20 protein-coding genes and 1 tRNA gene are annotated in these 22,177 nt (G+C 36.4%); 7 read left to right on the top strand and 14 right to left on the bottom strand.

The genetic code is table 11. The annotated features are described in order from the left end of the window. The first annotated feature begins 8 nt into the window (after positions 1-8). Complete coding sequence (locus tag ACFQO1_RS01260) at positions 9-929, top strand: DUF6268 family outer membrane beta-barrel protein (protein ID WP_380215905.1); 921 nt, start codon at positions 9-11, stop codon at positions 927-929. 18 nt (positions 930-947) lie between these two features. Further along, positions 948-1,313 (top strand): hypothetical protein, encoded by a 366-nt coding sequence (locus ACFQO1_RS01255; protein WP_380215903.1) that lies wholly within the window; start codon positions 948-950, stop codon positions 1,311-1,313. A gap of 65 nt (positions 1,314-1,378) precedes the next feature. Here ACFQO1_RS01255 and ACFQO1_RS01250 read toward each other — a convergent pair whose 3' ends face one another. Beyond that, complete coding sequence (locus ACFQO1_RS01250; protein ID WP_380215901.1) at positions 1,379-1,843, bottom strand: CBS domain-containing protein; 465 nt, start codon at positions 1,841-1,843, stop codon at positions 1,379-1,381. A gap of 114 nt (positions 1,844-1,957) precedes the next feature. On the opposite strand from ACFQO1_RS01250, the gene ACFQO1_RS01245 reads away from it, so the two are divergent. Both ACFQO1_RS01245 and ACFQO1_RS01240 read left to right on the top strand, forming a co-directional pair. Further along, the gene (locus ACFQO1_RS01245) at positions 1,958-4,360 is read left to right on the top strand and encodes a M20/M25/M40 family metallo-hydrolase (protein WP_380215899.1); all 2,403 of its coding nucleotides are present in this window, start codon (positions 1,958-1,960) and stop codon (positions 4,358-4,360) included. Between the two features lie 26 nt (positions 4,361-4,386). Further along, a complete protein-coding gene (locus ACFQO1_RS01240) occupies positions 4,387-5,196 on the top strand; it encodes a Rossmann-fold NAD(P)-binding domain-containing protein (RefSeq protein ID WP_380215897.1) in 810 nt (269 codons plus the stop codon). Here ACFQO1_RS01240 and ACFQO1_RS01235 read toward each other — a convergent pair whose 3' ends face one another. Beyond that, positions 5,197-5,775 carry a hypothetical protein gene (locus tag ACFQO1_RS01235; RefSeq protein WP_380215895.1) on the bottom strand — a complete coding sequence of 193 codons (579 nt, stop codon included), beginning with the start codon at positions 5,773-5,775 and terminating at the stop codon, positions 5,197-5,199. Between the two features lie 96 nt (positions 5,776-5,871). On the opposite strand from ACFQO1_RS01235, the gene ACFQO1_RS01230 reads away from it, so the two are divergent. Next, positions 5,872-6,813, top strand: a complete 942-nt coding sequence (locus ACFQO1_RS01230) for an NAD-dependent epimerase/dehydratase family protein (protein ID WP_380215893.1) — start codon at positions 5,872-5,874, stop codon at positions 6,811-6,813. Positions 6,814-6,892: 79 nt separating this feature from the next. Here ACFQO1_RS01230 and ACFQO1_RS01225 read toward each other — a convergent pair whose 3' ends face one another. The 4 genes from ACFQO1_RS01225 to rseP form a co-directional block, all read right to left on the bottom strand. Beyond that, positions 6,893-9,562: a zinc-dependent metalloprotease gene (locus ACFQO1_RS01225; RefSeq protein WP_380215891.1), complete on the bottom strand. Its 2,670-nt coding sequence runs from the start codon at positions 9,560-9,562 to the stop codon at positions 6,893-6,895. 126 nt (positions 9,563-9,688) lie between these two features. Continuing rightward, positions 9,689-9,762, bottom strand: a tRNA-Asn gene (locus tag ACFQO1_RS01220). A 181-nt stretch (positions 9,763-9,943) separates the two neighbouring features. Beyond that, entirely contained in the window at positions 9,944-11,581 is a 1,638-nt protein-coding gene (locus ACFQO1_RS01215) for a S8 family serine peptidase (RefSeq protein ID WP_380215889.1), read from the bottom strand. A gap of 118 nt (positions 11,582-11,699) precedes the next feature. Then, positions 11,700-13,016, bottom strand: coding sequence for an RIP metalloprotease RseP (gene rseP / locus ACFQO1_RS01210; protein ID WP_380215887.1), 1,317 nt, complete (start codon positions 13,014-13,016; stop codon positions 11,700-11,702). Positions 13,017-13,165: 149 nt separating this feature from the next. Between rseP and ACFQO1_RS01205 the strand changes: the two genes are divergently transcribed. Next, on the top strand, positions 13,166-13,828 hold the full coding sequence (locus ACFQO1_RS01205) for an SCO family protein (protein WP_380215886.1): 663 nt from the start codon (positions 13,166-13,168) through the stop codon (positions 13,826-13,828). On the opposite strand, the gene hemB is transcribed toward ACFQO1_RS01205, so the two are convergent. From hemB to hemA, 8 genes are all read right to left on the bottom strand, one after another. After that, positions 13,825-14,808, bottom strand: coding sequence for a porphobilinogen synthase (hemB, locus tag ACFQO1_RS01200; protein ID WP_380215884.1), 984 nt, complete (start codon positions 14,806-14,808; stop codon positions 13,825-13,827). The genes ACFQO1_RS01205 and hemB overlap by 4 nt on opposite strands. Positions 14,809-14,887: 79 nt before the next feature. After that, entirely contained in the window at positions 14,888-15,790 is a 903-nt protein-coding gene (gene hemF, locus ACFQO1_RS01195) for an oxygen-dependent coproporphyrinogen oxidase (RefSeq protein WP_380215882.1), read from the bottom strand. Positions 15,791-15,849: 59 nt separating this feature from the next. Continuing rightward, positions 15,850-16,617 carry an EI24 domain-containing protein gene (locus ACFQO1_RS01190; protein ID WP_380215880.1) on the bottom strand — a complete coding sequence of 256 codons (768 nt, stop codon included), beginning with the start codon at positions 16,615-16,617 and terminating at the stop codon, positions 15,850-15,852. 2 nt (positions 16,618-16,619) lie between these two features. After that, positions 16,620-17,108 carry a DUF6973 domain-containing protein gene (locus tag ACFQO1_RS01185; RefSeq protein ID WP_380215878.1) on the bottom strand — a complete coding sequence of 163 codons (489 nt, stop codon included), beginning with the start codon at positions 17,106-17,108 and terminating at the stop codon, positions 16,620-16,622. Then, on the bottom strand, positions 17,105-18,136 hold the full coding sequence (gene hemE, locus ACFQO1_RS01180; protein WP_380216797.1) for a uroporphyrinogen decarboxylase: 1,032 nt from the start codon (positions 18,134-18,136) through the stop codon (positions 17,105-17,107). The genes ACFQO1_RS01185 and hemE overlap by 4 nt, the downstream gene beginning before the upstream one ends. A gap of 83 nt (positions 18,137-18,219) precedes the next feature. Then, a complete protein-coding gene (locus tag ACFQO1_RS01175; protein WP_380215876.1) occupies positions 18,220-18,882 on the bottom strand; it encodes a uroporphyrinogen-III synthase in 663 nt (220 codons plus the stop codon). Then, the gene (hemC, locus tag ACFQO1_RS01170) at positions 18,879-19,790 is read right to left on the bottom strand and encodes a hydroxymethylbilane synthase (RefSeq protein WP_380215874.1); all 912 of its coding nucleotides are present in this window, start codon (positions 19,788-19,790) and stop codon (positions 18,879-18,881) included. The genes ACFQO1_RS01175 and hemC overlap by 4 nt, the downstream gene beginning before the upstream one ends. Positions 19,791-19,794: 4 nt before the next feature. Next, positions 19,795-21,069: a glutamyl-tRNA reductase gene (hemA, locus tag ACFQO1_RS01165; protein ID WP_380215872.1), complete on the bottom strand. Its 1,275-nt coding sequence runs from the start codon at positions 21,067-21,069 to the stop codon at positions 19,795-19,797. 196 nt (positions 21,070-21,265) lie between these two features. On the opposite strand from hemA, the gene ACFQO1_RS01160 reads away from it, so the two are divergent. Beyond that, entirely contained in the window at positions 21,266-22,171 is a 906-nt protein-coding gene (locus ACFQO1_RS01160) for an AraC family transcriptional regulator (RefSeq protein ID WP_380215870.1), read from the top strand. The last annotated feature ends 6 nt before the right edge of the window (positions 22,172-22,177 follow it).

Here is a 22,177-nt window from a genome sequence, read left to right as displayed (position 1 = left end):
GACCCGCCTTGAAAAAATTCTTGTTTTTATTTTGCCTTATCCCTTTTGCAGTAGATGCTCAAGAATATGTAGATCTTTTAAAAATTGGCTACGGAGAAACATTTACCAATGATTTTGTTGATACTTCAGAAAGTACTTCGGTTTCTTCATTTGACGTTGATGTAACAGTTCCTGTCGTGATTAACGAAAACCATGCATTTGTAACAGGAGTAAGCTTCAGCAAAAACAATCTACAATTAGCACCTAATGCCGAAAACACCAGTCTCTACAGTACGATCCTGAAATTAGGTCTAGCTTCTACGTATAATGAAAAATGGAGCAGCACAATTATTTTCTTACCAAAAATAGCTTCAGATTATAAAAATATCACAGGAGAGGATTTTTATTTTGGTGGCTTTGGTTTGCTGAAATACCAAAAAACGGAACACCTTAAATATCGTTTCGGTATTTATGGCTCTATGGAAGCCTTTGGGTTTTTTACAGTTCCTATTATTGGGTGGTATTATTTAAGTCCGAACCAAAAATTTGAAATGGACATGTCTTTACCAATCTCTTCAGATATCAATTATACCCACGGGGCATTTACCTACGGCATAGATTACTACGGAATTGGACGTAGTTTTAGATTGTATGGCGATCAAGAAGAATCAAGTTCTTATGTAGATATGAGTTCACTGGAATTTTCAAGTTATGTTCAGTTTAATGCACTGCAAAAAAGTGTGCTAATTAGAGCAAAATTTGGATATTCAAGTACCAATTACGAGGTATATGCAGATGGAGATAATATTGATCTTGGGGTAGCAGCATTTACATTTGGAGATGATCGCACACAACTCAATCCTGATATAAGCGGTGGTTTTTTTGCAAGAGTAGAAGCAATTTATCGGTTTAATCTCTCTTCGGAAAGTGCTTCCGAAGCAAAAAAATAGTTTTACTATCTTTAGACTATGGAAGAGCAGGATCGATCATGTCCCGAATGCGGCAGAAACATACGAGGTCGCGCAGATAAAAAATTCTGTAGTGATGGTTGTCGCAATAATTATAACAATTCTCTCAACAAAGATTCTAAAAATCTGGTGCGAAATGTGAATAATCGCCTTCGGAAAAATTATCGAATTCTAGAAGATCTCAATACTAAGGATAAAACGAAAGTTTCAAAAGACAGACTGGAACGGGAAGGATTTAACTTTCAGTTTTATACCAGCCAATATATTACTAAGGCAGGCGCAATTTATAATTATGTGTATGACCAAGGCTACTTACCTCTGGAAAACGATTGGTTTTTATTAGTAAAAACAGAACTTCGAGTTTAAAAAAAGTAAAAGTCCTAAAAGTATTCTTCTTACTATTCACGGTTCACGGTTTACTTCTCACTATTTTACTTCCAGGTCTGCCCTTTTAGATCGAGCGCAGCTTTTAATACGTCTTTCTGACTTATAAGTCCGACCAGTTTTCCATCTTTAACTATAGGGAATCTTCGATGTTTTGATTCCAAAAACTTATTGGCGGCATCAAATACATTCATATTGCCATCGATAGTATCTACGTTTTTTATCATATGGTTTTGTACCGAAAGATTTTCCATAGGATGGTTGTGATATCGACTTTCACTAATTTGTTTCATACAATCACCTTCAGAAATGATTCCCACCAATTCATATTTATCATTTACAACGGGAGCTCCAGAGATTTTCTTTTTAATGAGTGTATCCATCACTTCTAATACAGATTGATTCTCCTTAAAAGTAATAAGGTTGGTGCTCATATAATCTGAAACGGTAATATTTTCAGAAGAACCTTTTGTTGGTTTTGCGCGTCTTCCCATAAAGCTTTTAATTCCCATAGTGTTTGATTTTTAGTAATTTAAATATAGTAATTTATTTAGTATAAGTTGGTATTTTAAAGAAGACCTAACATTCTAAAAGATATTGTATTTTTAGAAAACCAAAACCAAACCATGAGAAATCTCTCCGCAATTGTATCATTGCTACTTATTTTAGGGCTTATCTATTACAGCTTTTTTAGCTTAATGCCTAGAAATGGAACTCCTGCCAGCGCTCCCTTAAATGAATTTTCTACTGAAAGAGCTTTAGTTCAATTGAAAGAAATTACTAAAGAGCCACATTATTACGGTTCAAAAGCACATAAAGAAGTACGTGATTATTTAGTAGGTGAGCTTACAAAACTGGGTGCAGAAACAGAAATTCAGGAAGGATTTGTTGGTGAGTCGCTCCTTACTGAAGTAGCAGAAAATGATACTATGGTTACTCACCCCGCAGGGTTTTACCTTATTAAACCCAAAAATATTGTGGGGCGTATTAAAGGAACTTCAAGCGGCAAATCGTTGGTCTTGCTTTCACATTATGATAGTGCTATGGTGCCTTCATTTGGTGCTAGTGATGCAGGTAGCGGAGTAGTAACAATTTTAGAAAGTCTACGCGCCTACCTCGCTGAAGGGAAACAACCCAAAAATGACATCATCGTTTTATTCACAGATGCGGAGGAATTAGGTCTTGATGGAGCCTCCTTGTTTGTGAACGAACATCGCTGGGCAGAAAATGTTGGATTAGTCCTTAATTTTGAAGCCCGCGGAAGTGGAGGTCCCAGCAATATGATTCTGGAAACCAATCAAGGGAATGCCGATCTAATAAAGAACTTTATTGCCGCAAAGCCAGACTATCCTGTGGCTTCTTCGTTAATGTATAGTATTTACAAGATGCTACCCAATGATACCGACTCTACGGTTTTTAGAGAAGAAGGTGATATTGATAGTTTCTTTTTTGCCTTCATAGACGATCACTTTGATTACCATACGGCAAACGACACTTACGAAAATCTAGACAGAGAAACCCTCCAGCATCAGGGAAGCTATTTACTTCCGCTGTTGCATTATTTTGCAGATGCAGATCTTTCTCAATTAAAAGCTGAAGAAGACTTTGTTTATGTCAATGCCCCTTTATTAAAAATGATCAGTTATCCTTTTTCATGGACTCTATGGATGCTTCTTTTTGCTATAGCAGGTTTTATTATATTGCTTTTCTACGGAATAGCACGCGGAAAATTAAAAGCCAGAACTATAGGAAGAGGATTTGAATCATTTCTCTTAGCCCTTGTTATTTGTGGAGTTGTAGGGTATTTTGGATGGCCATTATTAAAAATCATCTACCCTCAATACACCGAAATTCAACATGGTTTTACATATAACGGACATCTGTACATTGCTTTTTTTGTCCTATTATCACTTGCTATTCTTTTCAAGGTGTACAAACGCTTTAGCAAGAAAGATGCCGTGGCTGGATTATACGTCGCTCCGTTATTTTTCTGGATTCTTATCAATGCCGCCATATTTGTGTTTTTAAAAGGAGCTGCTTACTTTATTATACCTGTATTTTTTGGATTATTATCATTCTGGCTTCTTATCAAACAAGAAAAACCCAATTTACTATTGCTCGTTATTTTAGCAACTCCTGCTCTTTTCTTTTTTAGTCCGTTGATTCAATTTTTTCCAGTAGGGCTGGGCTTAAAAATGCTAGTAGCAAGCACTGTGTTTACTGCTCTTACTTTTGGTTTATTACTTCCTGTTTTTGGATTTTGGAAGTGGAAAAATATCCTTTCTGTTAGTTGTTTCCTGTTGGCTATTGGTTTTTTTATAGCTGCTCATATAAAGAGTGATTTTTCAGAAAAAAGACAAAAACCTAATAGCTTAGTCTATTACCAAGATCAAGATTCTAACACTTCGTATTGGGTTACTTATGACGAAATACTGGATGATTGGACCAAAGAATATCTTGGCGAAAATCCTGAAGATGCTTCAAAATATGTGACGAATTCTTCAGGAAGCAAATACAATACTGGCTATCGATTTGCGGCAGTAGCTCCTCAAAAAAATATTGAGCCGCTTGAGCTACAACGTAATAAGGATACTTTGATTAACGGTAAAAAGAAAATTTCATTTACAATTTCACCAAAGCGTGATATACAGCGATTGTACTTATACACTGACAAAAAAACCACTTTTGATAGTATTTGGTTTAATGGGAAACTTGAAACAATCCCAGAGGGAACTACCAATTACAACAATCAAAGAGTATATAATAATTTGCTTCGGTATATGGTTTCGGACAATGAGCCCGTAACCGTCGAATTTATAATCGATTCTATAGAGGCACCCGCAGAGTTTTCAGTTTTAGAATATTCGTATGATTTATTATCACATCCACAATTTAGCATTAATGCCAGGCCAAAAGATATGATGCCCAAACCCTTTGTGATTACAGATGCCATAGTGGTGAAACGAACTTTTAACCTTCTGGATTTATCGCCTGCAAAGAAAGCAATGGTAACAGATTCAATTCAATAAAATTATCCTCCTTGTAAGGAAAACATATGTCAAAAACGATTGCAATTGCCGGAATGGGATGGTTGGGGAAATCTTTTGCTCAGCACCTTATGACACTGGGATATTCAGTAAAAGGATCTGTAACGAGTTTAAAAAAAGCTACTCAGTTACAAAAAAATGGCTTTGATGCCTATGTTTTAGAAATCTCTGAGGGGGGTGTAACTGGCTCCACAGATGGTTTTTTAAAAAATGTGGATGTGTTGGCAATCATGATTCCGCCCGGTTTACGAAGAGAAACTGGAGCTGATTATGTATTAAAAATGTCTCATTTTCTTTCTAAAATTGAACAATCTAAGATACAAAAGGTCCTACTTGTAAGCAGCACTGCTGTGTATGATGATTCACAGGGCAGTGTGACTGAAAAAATCTTACCCGACCCAACCTCTCAAGCAGGAAAACAACTCTTTCAAGTAGAACAATTATTTTTTAACGCACCCTTTATAACTACTTCTATCGTACGTTTTGGTGGTTTATTTAATGAGACCCGACAGCCTGTTCGATATTTGTCAGGACGTAAAGAGTTGCGTGGCGGCAATGCGCCTGTAAATTTAATTCACAGAAAAGATTGTATTTTAATTTTAAGTAAGATTCTTACGCAAGATGTATTCGGAAAGATCTTCAATGCCGTAGCGCCTTATCATCCCATTAAGAAAGAGTACTATAATAAAAAAGCAGTCGCCTTAGGGCTGGAGCCTCCAAGGTATGCTGAAGGTAAACCCAACGAAGTATTCAAGCAAGTAGACTCGGTCCATCTTAGAACCATCTTGAATTATGAATTTGTCTATCCTACATTATAGTTAGTTATCTCGATCTCGAAGTTCTACTTGAAACACCGAATCCTGAAACTTTTTTTGCTTTTTTAATTCAGCTTCTTCGTCATCTTTACGCTCAAGATCAATTGATTGCTTGGTAAATTTTTCATTGATACGCACTATAAGATTTTTAGTTGCTTGGTTCAATTGCTCAATTTTTGTTTCAATCGCTAAGGAGTCTAATCTGGACAATCTAATTTCTTGATGTAATAGATTAGCCCGTGTTTTAGTTACCAATAAACGGGATGAAATCGCCTGTTCGTTTAATGTTGGAGGAACTGTTTTAATCAAAGAGTCTGAAAATTGAACTAACCGCTCTGTACTGCTAAGTAATGCCTCGATATTGCTTCCGTTTATTTGTGTAATTTCATTCTCAAAATCTTCATAAACAGACCATTTTATAGCTTCCTCACGTGCATTAGGAGACAAAGCCGGTAGCGTAAAATTTTTATTTCCGTAACGTACAGCAGTGTCTATAGTAGGTAATTGTATTTGAGTTTCTTCAGAACTATTTCCGCAGGAAACTACTAAAAAACCTAATGTAAGTAGACTAATAAAATACAAACAATTCATTTTCATACAAAAGCAAAGATAAAACCTTGGTAAGAAGAGAACGTCATTTTTTAAAGAAAAAGTATGATTATTGCCTATCTTTAGCCTATGAAAAAACGAATTCTTATTATTGGTGCCTGTGGTCAAATTGGCACCGAACTTACTGCACATCTTCGTAAAAAGTATGCACCTCATAAAGTAATCGCTAGTGATATAAAAGAAGGAGATCAAGCCTTAATGAGTGCAGGACCTTTTGAAGTCCTTGATGCCATGGATTACGAAGCCGTACAAAATGTCGTTATAAAATATGAAATAACAGATGTGTATCTTATGGCTGCAATGCTTTCGGCTACTGCAGAAAAATTTCCAATGCGTGCTTGGGACTTAAATATGAACTCTCTATTTAATGTCCTTAATCTGGCCAAAGAAAAAAAAATTGATACTATTTTCTGGCCTTCCAGTATTGCTGTATTTGGAAGTACTACCCCAAAAACAAATACTCCGCAACGCACCATCATGGAACCTTCGACTGTTTATGGAATTAGCAAACAAACAGGTGAACGCTGGTGTGAATATTACCATAAGCGCTATGACGTGGATGTAAGAAGCATACGCTATCCCGGATTAATAAGTTATACAACACTACCAGGTGGGGGAACAACAGATTATGCCGTAGATATTTATTATAAGGCATTAAAACATAAAAAGTACATCTGTTTTTTAAATGCTGAAACAACGCTACCTATGATGTATATGGATGATGCCATCAAAGCTACGGTAGGTATTATGGATGCTAAGAAAGAGGATGTAAAAATAAGAAGTTCTTACAATTTAGCAGCGATGAGTTTTAATCCTGAAGAGGTTGCCGCAAGCATTCGCAAGAGAATCCCTGAATTTACTATAAGTTATGAACCTGATTTTAGGCAAGCTATTGCCGATAGCTGGCCACAAACCATTGATGACGATGCTGCGCGAGAAGACTGGGGTTGGAAACACACTGTAGAGCTTGATGAGATGACTGAGATCATGTTAGAGAATTTGAAAAGCTAATTGATTAAGTCAATTTAAAATGTAAACAATATAAAAGCCCACTCAAATTGAGTGGGCTTTTTATAGCTTTAACAATTAATTATTTTTTAGTAAGCTTCTTATTAACCTGTCCATCTACTCCTCTTATTGTTACAAAATAGTTCGCGCTTTGTAATGATGAGATATTAATGTTTAATTCAGTGACTATATCACTCAAATTACGACTCACAACTATTCGCCCAGCCATGTCATATATAATCAGTTCTTTAAGAGGTATCGAATTAGGATTACTGATTGTTATGACATCATTTGCAGGATTAGGAAAGAGGTGTATCGTGGATAATTGATTTGTGATATCCTCTACTGAAAGGATTCTTTCTACAGTTACAATTGACGTACAAGTAGAAATATTTCCATTGACATCGGTTACGGTAAGTGTTACCGCGTTAGGACCTTCATCTGCACAAGTAAATGAACTAGGAGAAACAGCAAGAGATGCTATAGAACAATTATCACTAGAACCATTGTCGACATCGGCTCCTGTAATAGTAACACTACAACTAGAATCGACTTGTATTGTAATGTCCTGACAAACAGCAGTTGGATTTATAGCGTCTTCAACTGTAACTACTGAAGTGCAGGTGTCTGTATTTCCATTTACATCAGTTACTGTCAAGATAACTGTATTGACTCCCACGTCTGCACAACTAAATGTAGTTTGGGAAGCTGAAATAGATGCAACCCCGCAATTATCACTTGAACCATCATCAATATCTGAGGCAGAAATTGATGCATTTCCACTAGCATCTAATTGTATTGTAATATTTTGACAGTTTGCATTAGGATCTAAACTATCCTCTACTATTACTACTGAAGTACAAGTAGCAGTGTTCCCATCTATATCGGTAACGGTTAGTGTAACTGTATTAGCTCCCACATCACTGCAAGTAAACGTATTTGGAGAAACGGAAAGAGAGGCGATCGAACAATTATCTGTCGAACCATTATCAACGTCTGCTCCTGTAATAGTTGCATTGCCACTAGCATCAAGTTGCGCTGTTATATTTTGACAAATCGCAACCGGAGGAACACTATCTTCCACCGTGACTGTCGCTGTACAAGTGTCTGTTTGATTAGCAGTATCGGTGACCGTTAGGGTTACGGTATTATCTCCCAAATCTGCACATGTAAAACTATTGGGACTTACAGACAAAGTTACTGGACCTTCTGCATCATTAGAGCCTCCATCAACATTCGAAGCTAAAATTGTAACATTTCCTGTTGCATCTAATTGGGCTGTAAAGTTTGTACAAACTGCATTAGGTGGAGTATCTCCACCACCAGCCGCAGTTAGACTTATACCAAGATCGTACATTTGAACATTATCTACTAAAGCTCCTTGCTGGCTAACTTTTACATAATATATCCCTGCGGTGGGTAGTGAAACTCCCGAAACGCTTTCAGTAGCCCCTGCACCATTTGCATTTCCTGAAGCTAAAACAGTAATCCCATCTGTCGCTAAGATTTCAAACATTACATCTGCTACCGTTAGTGCATTAAAAGGAGTTCCAGGGCTACAAGAGCCATTAGAATTTTGTACTCCACTTAGATAAGTTGTACCTGTTGGGGTAAGTGTTCCTGAAAGTGTTGCTGGCTGGCTGATTATAAACGAAAAATAATCTTCATCTCCGTTATCATCAATACTACGTTGTGTTCTTGAATAGGATGTAGGTAGTGTGTTTGACCCTAATAACGTTGCAGTACCTGGGATATCGTTTGTTTCATCTGTATCACCATAATTCCGATTTACAGCTAATATATCATCTTCTTGTGGACCTTGAAATGCTAAAGTAACAAAAGGCTCCATTAATTTAGTGTTATTTACAGGACATACATGCAATATTCCTACTCCATGGCCTATTTCGTGTGTCAATACATTGATAGTCCCAACCCCTGGGTTATTGCTGAAAAAATTATCTGCTGTATCAATAATCATATCTCCATTTTGAGGAAAATAGTTACATGCTAAAACACCGCTATTCCCATCAATTCTGTGTCCTGAAATACGCATATCACCCCTTACTCCTGAAATTCCAGGATTTGACGATAGTGCAACTGTAACTCCATCATCATTTGGCTCATAGATAAAAGAAAGGCCACTCGCATCAGACCATGAATTGAACATATCAACAAATATAAGATGCCATGGCGCTGTTGTTAAATCTCCAGGAATAGTTGGAGGGCCATAAATACCATTAAAAAAAGCAATAAAATCACTAGAAAAAGTTCCTTGATCTGGAACTTGACAACCATTATTTCCTATAGATGTTCCATCTGGGACATAACTCCATGTCAGTGTTGTTGGATCCCCTTGTCCAAGTCCTCCACCATTTGTAGCTGTCGCATTCCAGCGATTAAGTAAATTAAATCTAGAGTTCTGTTCATCTAAGGGAAGTGCTAAACTATTCTGATTAGTATTTCTATTACGATAAAATTCCTCTATTATCGCAGGATCAGTATCTGGCGCAAAACAGGTTGCCGGACTATCATTTAAATTATTAATATTGTTTTGTCTTGATTCAATTATTCTTTTAATCGATGCATCAAAATAGGGAGTTATCATTGACAAAACTGTAGCTTTTACCATTTCTTGAGCCTCTTCTGTAGAAACTTCTTTATGTAGAAACTTTTCGCCATCTGCTGAAACTAATTGTGCATGTGTTTGGAATATTGTTGCAAAAAACAACAAGATATAAATAGGCTTTTTCATGATTTAATTTGGTTTAGTTAAACAATTAAAGTTCGTTTTAATAGCTTAGCTAATATACAAATTACTAAAGCATTATGAATATATAAAATTAAAAAAGCCCAATCTAAATAGATTGGGCTTTACTCGCTCCTCTTCTTGGGCTCGAACCAAGGACCCTCTGATTAACAGTCAGATGCTCTAACCAACTGAGCTAAAGAGGAATTTCATATAGAAATTTAAAGACTATAGCCTTTAGCGGATGCAAATATACCTAAATTTTGAATTTCTCAAAAAAAATTAATCTTTATTTTAATTAATAATACACGACCCTACTTTTAAAGAGAAATCCCCATTATCAAAAAGATAAATGGGGAAGTTTTAAAATTAAGAAACCTAACTTTTCTAGTTAATCACCAGCTTCTTAACGACTGGAGATTTTATTTCTTTACTGAAAATTTGCATCATATATACTCCTGAAGAAATAGATGAAATATCGATTTCTTTCGAAAGAGCAAAAACTTCCGTAGTGAAAATTCTTTTTCCTAAGACATCGTAAAGTTCAATTTTTAAAATTTCAGAAGATGTTGAAAGCACCGTAAGGTTTGTTCCTCGAATGATTGGATTTGGAAAAATAGAAACTGTCGTGTTAAAATCATTTTCTTGAATCCCTAATGCGTTCCCAAGTGCTGCAAAAGCATTAAGACGACCATATCCATAAAAATTATCAAAACCTGGGGTGTCTTCGGCAGGATCTCCTGTTTGATCGTCTGCAGTATCTCTTATGATTGTTCGGATTTGGGCAGGTGTTAATAATGGATCTTTAGACATCAAAAGTGATACAACTCCAGCTACATGAGGAGCAGCTTGAGAGGTGCCTCCCCAATAAATGTTATAATTTGTATCCGAGGTATGTGTAATGTTATACGTATAATTCCCTGGAGCAATTACATCAATATGAGGCCCATAATTACTACCACTATTAGGATTCCAATAGAAAGGTGAAGATCTGTCGCCATCTGGATCAATAGATCCTACTGCAATTGTTTCTGGATAGGCAGCTGGGTAAAGAGGTACATCATTGTCAAAGTTTAGCATGGCAGCTACCAAAATAACCCCTTGACTCGCCGCATATTCAATAGCATCCTGAAGTGGGGTAAATGCGCCACCTCCCCATGACATATTTATAATATCGGCACCATTATCGACGGCATAATAAATGGCATCTACTGCCCATGCTCCATCGGTATAGGCATTTTGATCATTCAACATCTTAATATTCATAACTTTACTACTCCAATTTATTCCAGTATATGCGGTTCCATTATTAGAATTACTTGCAAGAATTCCAATAATATTGGTTCCATGACCTACATCATCTGTTGGATCGTTGTTACTATAAGCAAAATTCCAACCATTCACATCATCTACATACCCATTTCCATCTGTATCTGTTCCATCTAACACCTCTGCAGTGTTTGTCCATAATCTGCCTGAAAGTTCTGGATGGTTGATTCGAGCTCCAGAATCTAAAACTGCAATAAGAATATTAGGATCTCCTGTTTCAATATCCCAAGCTTGTTCCATTTTTATATCTGCTCCAGCTTCGGCAGGTGATAAGCTAAAACTTCCATCGTTTTTCATTCCCCATTGTCTTGTAAACAAAGCATCATTGGGCGTTGTATTTAATACCTCAAATTTCTGTCCGCCTGCAATTCCACTTTGATTTTTTTCTACATACTCAAACAATCCCGTTTGTTTGTACTGCGCTATTACCTGTTCAATAGCCTCCTCATTTTGGAGATAGATTACATAGGTATTTTGAAGTTTTCTATTCCCTGAAAGTTTAATTTCTTTAATAGGAAATTGCGAGCGAACTTGTTGTAAAGCTTGAATCTCAAATTTTTCTGAAATTGAACGGTTTGTATCGTTATACTCAGCTTTTAATTTTAAAAAAAAGCTTGATTTAGAAAGATTTGTTTCCTCTTGAGCTAATAACAATGCCGGAAGCAAAAGAAATAATAAAAATAGTTTTGATTTCATAATATGGTGTTGTTTAAAATTATACATCAGTTGGCATTTCATCGTAACCCATTTAAAATGTCATCAAAAAAAAACCTCAGCAAAAAGCCGAGGTTCTTAAATTATTTTATAAAAGATATTATGAACCGAAAAGCCAGCGATAAATATCATTTCCATTCGCGAACAATACCAAAGCAATCAACAGGAAGAATCCAAACATCTGAGCGTATTCCATAAATTTATCGTTTGGTTTACGTCCCGTTACCATCTCATACAACAAAAACATCACATGGCCTCCGTCCAGTGCCGGAATTGGGAGAATATTCATAAATGCTAAAATAATAGATATTAATGCAGTCGTTTGCCAGAAACTTGGCCAGTGCCAAGCATCTGGAAATAAGCCTCCAATGGCACCAAATCCACCTACCTGTGTAATTCCTTTACTAGTGAAAACGTACTTGAATTGTGTCACGTAGTCTTTCAGGACTTCTATTCCGTATCCAATTCCTCCTGTTAAGCTTTCACCAAATGTATACGATATGTTCGTAGTGTTAGGGGCTATATTTACTCCTATCTGATTTGTCTCCTCGGTTGGTGTCACCATAAGTGTTTTTAATTCTCCATTACGTGAAACAACAATTGTACTTTCTTTACCTGCATTATCAACAATTCCTTGTTGAAAATCATGCCAATACGTTACTGTTTTGCCATTTACAGAGGTAATAATATCTCCTTTTTCAAATCCGGCTTTTTCTGCAGGAAAATCTGCAATAACCGTATCAATTACAGGCATTCTTCTTTCGGTAAAAGGCCGATGTACTTCTGTGTCGAACATGATATCACCAATGTCTTTAGGAAGGGAAATAGTTTCCGTAGTGCCAGACGCATGTTTTACAGTAACTGTATTCACGTCACGCATAAACAAAAATTTATTGATGTCTGTAACATCTTCAAAAGCGGACCCATTCACTTGCAATATCTGGTCTCCATCCTCAAAACCATACGCTTTGAACGATTCGGCTACAGCGAAGCCTTCGGGGAGATCATCATTGGTTGTAATATTCCTTCCGTAGAAAAACAAAATCATCGCATAAATCAAAAACCCAACAATAATATTTACAGTAACTCCACCCAGCATGATGATCAATCGCTGCCATGCTGGTTTACTTCTAAACTCCCACGGTTGTGGTGGTTGTGCCATCTGCTCCTTGTCCATACTTTCATCGATCATGCCGCTAATTTTCACATACCCGCCTAAAGGCAACCAACCAATTCCGTAGACAGTTTCACCAATTTGTTTTTTGAATAATGCAAACTTGACATCAAAGAAAAGAAAGAATTTTTCTACTCTGGTTTTAAAGATTTTTGCAGGGATAAAATGTCCCAATTCGTGAAGTACGATCAATATAGATAAGCTTAATAAAAGCTGAATGGCTTTAACTGCAAATGGACTCATAGTTTTTCTTCAAATTAACGCACAAAAGTAACCTATTCTAACGTGTTATAAAAATATAAGAAGGGATAGTGCTGGACTAAAAATTATTTCTTTTTCTGAAGGCATTTTCTCTTTTTGAACTGTATTTTTGCATTAAATTAAAGGAAGGTATGCGTTCGTTCTTCGCTAAATACAAAATCTTTGCCATAGTGCTTCTGGTACTTTCAGTAATCATAATTTTGGTTATCTATTCTATTTTAAAACCAAAGGAAGTACTCCCCGTTTATCAGCCAAATGCTGTAAATGCCGAACTTGTGGACAGTACTATTCAATATGTAAAAAAATACCACACCATTGGGGATTTTGAGTTGACCAACCAAAATGGAAAAACAATTACTCCTAAGGAATACGAAGGGAAAATTTATGTAGCTGATTTCTTTTTTACCACCTGCCAGACCATTTGCCCTATTATGACAGATCATATGGTAGAAATTCAAAAAAAATTAAAAAACGACAATGATATTTTATTATTGAGTCATACGGTAATGCCTGAGATAGATTCCGTAGCACAACTGAAAAAATATGCGATAGAAAAAGGAGTCGATGACTCCAAATGGAATTTGGTTACTGGAGACAAGAAACAAATTTACAATCTTGCCCGAAAATCCTATTTAGCAGCCAAAGAAACCGAAAACCCATACGACCTGGTTCATACTGAAAATTTTGTATTGGTAGATACTAAAAAACGTATTCGCGGATTTTATGACGGAACCGATCCTGAAGCTATTGAAGCGCTACTCAAAGACATTAAAATCTTAAAGGCCGAAGATTAAGAAATTATTCTCACGACATCTTTTGCAAAATAACTGGCAATCATGGTAGCTCCTGCTCTTTTTATAGAAATAATCTGTTCCATCATCACACTATCATGATCCAACCATCCTTTTTCTGAAGCAGCCTTAAGCATCGCATACTCACCACTTACCTGGTACACTGCAACAGGAATATTTACTGCTTCTTTGATATCACGAACAATATCCAAATAACACAATCCTGGTTTTACCATCACAATGTCGGCGCCCTCTTCTATATCCTGAAGAGTTTCCTTAATCGCTTCTGCTCTGTTTGCAGGATCCATCTGATAGGTTTTTTTGTCCTTCGGAATATTTTTTAAGTCTACTGGAGCACTATCCAAAGCATCCCGAAACGGACCATAAAAAGCCGAAGCGTATTTAGCACTATAACTCATAATACCTGTGTTATGAAATCCTTCGTCTTCTAACAAACTTCGTATTTCAAAAATTCGTCCGTCCATCATGTCGCTTGGCGCGACAAAATCGGCACCTGCTTTGGCATGACTTAGAGACATTTCGGCTAAAACAGAGTTGGTATCATCGTTAATGATCTCGCCATCTCCTACAATACCATCGTGTCCAAATTTTGAATACGGATCCATCGCAACATCGGTCATCACCAACATTTGAGGACAAGCATCTTTTACAGTTTTAATAGCGCGCTGCATCAAGCCATCGGGATTTAATGCTTCAGCTCCACTATTATCTTTTAAATTATCAGGTACTTTTACAAATAATAAAACTGCTTTTAAACCCAAAGTCCACAATTCTTTGACTTCCGCAGCAAGCAAATCCAAACTATACCTGTAATAATTGGGCATTGATGTAATTTCTTCTTTTACTCCTTTTCCTTCTACCACAAAAAGAGGCACCAAAAAATCATTAGGAGATACAATTGTTTCTCTTACCAGACTTCTTATGGCTTCGTTTTGTCTTACTCTTCGGTTTCGTATAAGCATAATATTTAGTTTTCAGTAGCAGTGTTTAGCTACCATAAATTTAATAAATCGTACCTCTAATATCTTCAGTCGTAAATCTCTACACCCACTCTTTCGGGGTTTTTAATACCTCTACTAACTTCTCCTCTTCACTTCCAGCTTCCGGATGATGGTCGTATTTCCATTGTACTGTAGGCGGCAAACTCATTAAAATACTTTCAATTCTTCCGTTTGTTTTTAAACCGAAAAGCGTTCCTTTATCATGTACTAAATTGAATTCTACGTACCGACCACGTCGAATTTCCTGCCAGTCTTTCTGAGCCTTTGTGAAGGCTGAGTCTTTTCTTTTAGCTACAATGGGCACATACGAATTTAGAAAACTATTCCCGACTTCGGTTACAAAATCATACCAATTCTCCATGGTCATTTCTTCTGAAACTTTACAATAATCAAAAAATAATCCGCCAACACCACGGGCTTCATTGCGATGTTCATTATAAAAGTATTCATCACATCTCGCCTTATAGGTTCTATAAAATTCTGGATTATGTTTGTCACAGGCGTCTTTGCATACTTGATGAAAATGTTTCGCATCTTCCTCAAACAGATAATACGGGGTAAGATCTTGTCCGCCGCCAAACCACTGATCAACAATATCACCTTCTGCATTGTACAATTCAAAATAGCGCCAGTTTGCATGAACGGTAGGCACCATAGGATTTACAGGATGTAACACCAAGCTCAATCCGCAGGCAAAGAAATCGGCATCCTGAACTCCAAAATACTGCTGCATACTTTCCGGCAATTTTCCATGAACCTCACTAATATTTACACCTCCTTTTTCAAAAACGGCTCCATTCTCTATCACACGTGTTCGACCGCCACCTCCTTCCGGACGTTCCCAGATATCTTCAGCAAATCTTGCTTTTCCGTCAATAGCTTCCAATTTTGAAGTAATAGAATCTTGTAAATGACGAATGTATGCTACAAATTGTTCTTTCATTTTTATAGATTCTATTTTTAAAAAAGATTTATTTAATTAGAGAAACTCCCCCTGTATATTTAAACTGGAACTTTATTTCTTAACACCAATCTGTTTTCTTCTTTTAAAATCCGAACTGTTTCCGTAGTAGAGGCCGTTACAGAAAGCGGTAGTACCAAAATAATCCCAATAACTGGTATTAAAAGCATCGCCATAAAAATAGTTCCGTTTCCTATAGCTATCCCACTATGTGAGCGCACAAATTTTACACTTTCATTATACTTAAAATGACGTTCCAAAGTATAATCCATATTACCAAAGCCAGCATAGTATGCTTGGATGATAAAAATCAATACCGAAGTTACAACATTCAGCACAGGAATTAGGCTTAGTAACAGCAACGGAATAGTAAACATTAATTCCATTCCCAGGTTTCGTACGTTTATCCGCACCCCACGCCACAATTGAGCAGCATTAGTGGTGTCTCGATGTTGGTGCTGATCTCCTAGTAAATGTTTTTCAATTTTTTCTGAAACGGGACTCATAAAAGGAGCGCTCAGTGCCATGATAATATGCTTGTACAATACCAATCCTATGGCAATAATAAAGATTGCTCCCAGTACATCACTTATACTTCTAAAGGTCTCTGCTCCCCATTCCCAAAACCATATTTTAGCTAGTAATCCACCAATATTATCACTAAAACCCCAAGCAGCTACACCAATTAAAGAGGCGGTTAAAAAACTAATTGCCATAGGCACCCCAAAATATTTCCATAAATTAAGTTTGCTTATGAGTTTAACAGTACCTGCATAGGCTTTTATGCCTCTAAGAATATTTTTGATCATACCTACTCTTCTATATAAACCAATACCGAGTAATTTTCTTTTATTTCTTCAATTTTGGCTATTTTTTGAGCATTTTTAGCCATTTTATTTAATTTTTCTACAATTTCAGCTTCATTTTCTTCTAATGTATTCAAAAAACAAATTCTACCTATAGCATTATTATGCACATCCATTGCTTCATCAAGCTTATCATTTTGTGTCACTTTTTCATATAAATCGGTTACTTTTTGAGCCCAAAACACACTTTTTTGCTTGTTTTTGGTCATTTTCATCGAATATTTACAAAGTAACGCATTCCAAAACGCGTGTCTAAATGCATTTGCCCTATTTCGTTTATGATGTGACGTTCCATACAATTTATCACATATTTGAAAGGTTCTCTTTGTCGCTCTCAAAGTTGGAATAATGAGGAGTGGATGCTTCAAGAAAAGGACCGACAATTTTATAAGTTGTCCAATGCTTAATTGCCCAATCCGTTTCCAGATGTTCATGATTCGATTTTGTATTCTTTTACTGCTTCTATAAAAGCACCTGCATTCTCTAAAGGAATGTTTGGCAAAATTCCGTGACCTAGATTTACTATATACTTATCCTTTCCGAAGTCATCAATCATCTGTTTTACCATTTTCTTGATTTCAGCTGGCGGACTAAATAAACGTGTTGGATCAAAATTACCTTGTAAGGTAATGTTTCCACCTGTAAGATATCGAGCATTTTTTGGAGAACAGGTCCAATCCACACCTAATGCAGATGCGCCACTTTTTGCCATTGTATCCAATGCAAACCAACATCCTTTACCAAAAGCAATGACAGGAGCTTCGTCTTTTAATGCATCAATAATCTGCTGGATGTATTGCCATGAAAATTCCTGATAATCTTTGGGTGATAACATGCCTCCCCAACTATCGAAAACCTGTACTGCATTCACTCCGGCTTTCACCTTCTCTTTTAAATACGCAATTGTCGTATCTGTAATTTTCTGAAGCAGCTCATGCGCAGCTAAAGGTTGAGTGAAACAAAATTCTTTCGCTTTATCAAAGTTTTTACTCCCTTGCCCTTGCACACAATAACATAAAATGGTCCACGGACTCCCAGCAAAACCAATCAACGGAATGTCATCGTTAAGTTTTTCCTTAGTCATTTTAATCGCCTCCATCACATACCCTAAAGTATCATGAATATCTGGAACAATTACCCTATCCAAATCCTTCTGAGAACGGATTGGGTCTGGCAACCAGGGACCAACGCCAGGCTTCATCTCTACATGAATGTTCATTGCCTGCGGAATGACGAGAATATCACAAAATAAAATTGCAGCATCCATACCATATCGTCGAATAGGCTGCACGGTAATTTCACTCGCTAATTCTGGAGTTTGGCAACGGGTAAAAAAATCGTACTTAGCCTTAATTTCCATAAATTCTGGAAGGTATCTTCCTGCTTGACGCATCATCCAAACTGGAGGCCTGTCTACTGTTTCACCCTTTAGGGCTCTTAAAAATAAATCGTTTTTTATTATATTCATTCTTTTGTTTTCATTTGTTACCCTGAGCCTGTCGAAGGGTCTTTTTTCTAGGTCTTCGACAAACTCAGACTGACAGTTTATTTTCTCAACGTCTTTACCGCTTTTGCAATAACACTTTCCACAGTGGTTGTGTTTGCTAAAACAATCTTATCTGTATGTTTTTTTGCTTCAGAAGCTGTAGTGTTTCCAATACAAAAAGCCACCGAATTATTCATTTTATTATTCATAGTAAAACTTGCTACGCCACTAGGGCTAAAAAACAGGATTCCATCCCAATTTTGGTCAAATTTCTTACTATTTAGTGTCGTTTTGTATGTTTTTACTTCAAAAAGTTCATTTTCTGAAGCATTAATTATTTCAGGAAGCTCATTTCTTCGTTTGCTTCCGCAGAAATAATAAAACTGTTCATTTTTATACCTTTTTGCTATAAAACTCCCTAATTCTGACGAATTTTGAGCTGTTTTAACCACTTTTAGCCCATTTTCCTCTAAAAGTTTCTTTGTTTTATCTCCTACGCAAAAAATCTTTTCAATACTCCAATTTCTATTACTCCCAGACTGGGAATTTAAAAAACTTATAACCCCATTCTGACTCGTAAAGATGGCAAGCTGTACTTTTTGAGGTAATTCAAAATCTACAAAATCAATTTTAATGGAATCATACTCAACAAACGTCACACCTGCATTCAACAATAATTCCTTCTGATTAAGAAGTAATTTTTTTGTGGAAAGCACTATCATTCCATTTCCTTTTTAATTTGCCGCATCAATTGAGCGCCTCCATTTTTCAATAGTTCTTCTCCACACTTGCTTCCGAAGTCTTTATAGTTAGCTATCGCAACAGATTTAGCAATTTCAAGCTTTTCTTTTCCGTCCAGTGAAAATAAGCACCCTTTAAATTGAATACTATCTTCTACAACTTCAGCTAACGCACCAATAGGTGCGGTACACCCACCTTCTAACGTTCTTAAAAAATCGCGCTCTATTTTTGTGCAGATATCAGAATTAGTATGGTTTAGCTTTGATGTCGCTTCTTTACAAAACTCATCATTTTCCAATGCAACAACGACCATGGCGCCCTGGGCTGGTGCAGGTAACATCCAATCCAAGGTTTCATGGGTGTCTGGTAACAGATGAATCCTCTCTAGACCTGCTTTCGCAAATATGGCTCCTTCCCACTCGTTATTCTGTAATTTCTGTAATCGAAGGTTTACATTCCCTCTTAAATCTACCACCGTATGATTTGGATACCGATGAAGCCATTGTGCTTTTCTACGTAAACTTCCGGTTGCAATGGTCGCAGGTTTGGTAAGGTCAAAGTCAATTTTGGTAAGTAGAATGTCTTCGCTTGAAGCACGTTCTAAAACAGCTGTTTGAACAATTCCAATGGGAAGCGCGGTAGGAACATCTTTCATGCTATGTACGGCAATATCCACCGTCTCATTTAACATCGCCACATCTAGAGTTTTTGTAAAAATTCCGGTAATTCCCATTTCATATAGCGGCTTATCTAATACGAGATCACCCGTAGATTTTACAGGAACCAATTCGGTTTTATACCCAAGTGCTTCAAGCTTAGTTTTGACAGTGTTTGCCTGCCATAGCGCCAATTTGCTGTCCCGAGTACCTATTTTTATAACCTTACTCACCGTATTATTTTGAAAGTTGAAATACCTGCCGAATGAGATCTACGCTTTCTTCGGTAGAAACATCTTCATTCTTTAAATGGTTGGCAAATTGGGTTGTGATTTTCTGAATGATTCTGTTGCTAATGATTTCTGCCTGCTCTTCGTTAAAGTCTGAAAGCTTTCTACGTTGGTTGTCAATTTCCCCCATCTTTATTTCTGAAAGTTTCGTTTTTAATGCCTTAATAGTAGGAGCAAAATTTCGGTTTTTTACCCAGGTCTGAAAGTCGGCTTGAATTTCAGCAATGATATTTTCAGCCAACGGAATTTGAGACTGTCGATGTGCGAGCGTAGCATCAGTCACTTTAGAGAGTTCATCAAGATGTATTAAAGTGACTAATTCATTGTCTTTAACGCTTTCTGAAACATTTTTAGGAATGGATAAATCGAGTATCAAAAGAGGCTTTTTGAGATACAACAATTCTTTAGAAATAGTAGGTTTTTGTGCACCTGTGGCGACAATTAAAATATCACTTTGTGCAATTTCACTTTGAATGTCCGAGTATTCTTTTACGATTAAATTAAACTTACCGGCAATTTCTTCCGCTTTAACCTTTGTTCGGTTTATGAGTGTAATATGCTCGTTTTTGGTATGTTTTATTAGATTTTCGCACGTATTTCGTCCAATTTTACCGATTCCGAAGAGTAAAATATTCTTTTCTGAAACATAAGGAACTCTGGCCATGATGTATTGAACAGCTGCAAAACTGACCGAAGTGGCTCCAGTAGAAATCTCGGTTTCATTTTTAATACGTTTGCTTGCCTGAATCACTGCATTTCCAATTCGCTCCATGTAGGCATTTAACATCCCTAATTTTTTGGAACGTTTAAATCCGATTCGCAACTGACTAATAATCTCAAAATCTCCTAATATCTGACTGTCGAGACCAGTTCCCACTTTAAATAAATGAGAAATAGCAGCTTCATTTTTATGAATGTAGGCTACTTTTTCAAACTCCTCCATCGTTCCGTGAGTGTGTTCACAAAGAATCTTGATCAAATCTTTAGAGCTGGCTGCAAAACCATATAACTCGGTTCTGTTACAGGTAGAAATAACGGTTAAGGAGTCAATTCCATCTTCTTTGGCAGCTTTTAATATTGAAAGCTGAGTCTCTTCCGTAATACTAAAATGACCACGAATCGTTGCATCTGCCTTTTTATAATTAAGACCGATCGCATAAAAATGAGCCTCCGAAATTATATCTTGACTAGAAATAGAAATACTTTTACCGTTACTTTTCATACATCACCGAACCGTTCGGTATCTTTTGCTGCAAAAGTATAAGAACCATATATTAAAAAATAACGCTAGCCGTATGATTTATGTCGGCACATGATGTTATATTTCGAAATTAAACAAATTACACAAGTTTGTCTTTAAAATTGTACCTTTACAAAGCAAAATTACACGGCTTATTTGTAATCATTCTAAATAAATAATGAATACCTCTAAAAATAATAATTCAAAAAGTATCGCTCAAGGTATTTATAATGAAACCACTCTTGAAGATGGTTTTTATATTCTGAAATTTCAGAATGAAACTAATGAAAATCAGCTGTTTAAAAGAGAGGTTTCTTCAGATTATATTCAATTTCATTTTTGTATCAAGGGAGGAGGGTCTTTCAGTTTTAATAATGGAAATTACAGATTACCTATTCTAGAAGACACCTCGCTTTTGTTGTACAATCCGCAGCGAGATCTGCCTATAGAAGTTTCAGTACAGCCTCATTCATGGGTGCTTTCGGTATTATTACCTATTAAAAAATTTCATACCCTATTCTCTTCCGAAGCCAACTATATCACCTTCTTAAGTGATGAAAATAAGGACCGAAAGTATTATAAAGATGCACACATTTCTCCCTCCATGGCCATTGTGCTCAATCAACTCATAAATTATAATCTGCATCCTACCATTAAAAACCTTTATTTTAAAGGGAAGGCCTACGAATTATTAAGTCTTTATTTTAATCGGGAAGAAGATGTGGATGTGACCCAGTGTCCTTTTCTGGTAGATGAGAGCAATGTATTTAAAATAAAAAAAGCAAAGGAAATTATCATACATCGAATGGTCGAACCACCTACATTACAAGAGCTAGCAGACGAAATTCAGCTTCCGCTTAATAAATTAAAGGAGGGTTTCAAGCAAATCTATGGCGATTCGGTTTTTAGCTTTCTTTTTGATTATAAAATGGAGGTCGCGCGCCAACTCCTTGCTACAGGAGCTCATAATGTCAATGAAGTTGGATTAAAGGTAGGGTACAGTACTTCCAGTCATTTTATCGCGGCATTTAAAAAGAAATTTGGCACAACTCCTAAGAAATTTGTCATGGGGCTAAATTCTTAACTAGAC

The organism is Jejudonia soesokkakensis (assembly GCF_042664795.1).
GTDB classification, from domain to species: domain Bacteria; phylum Bacteroidota; class Bacteroidia; order Flavobacteriales; family Flavobacteriaceae; genus Jejudonia; species Jejudonia soesokkakensis.
This window is presented reverse-complemented; position numbering and strand designations above follow the sequence as displayed.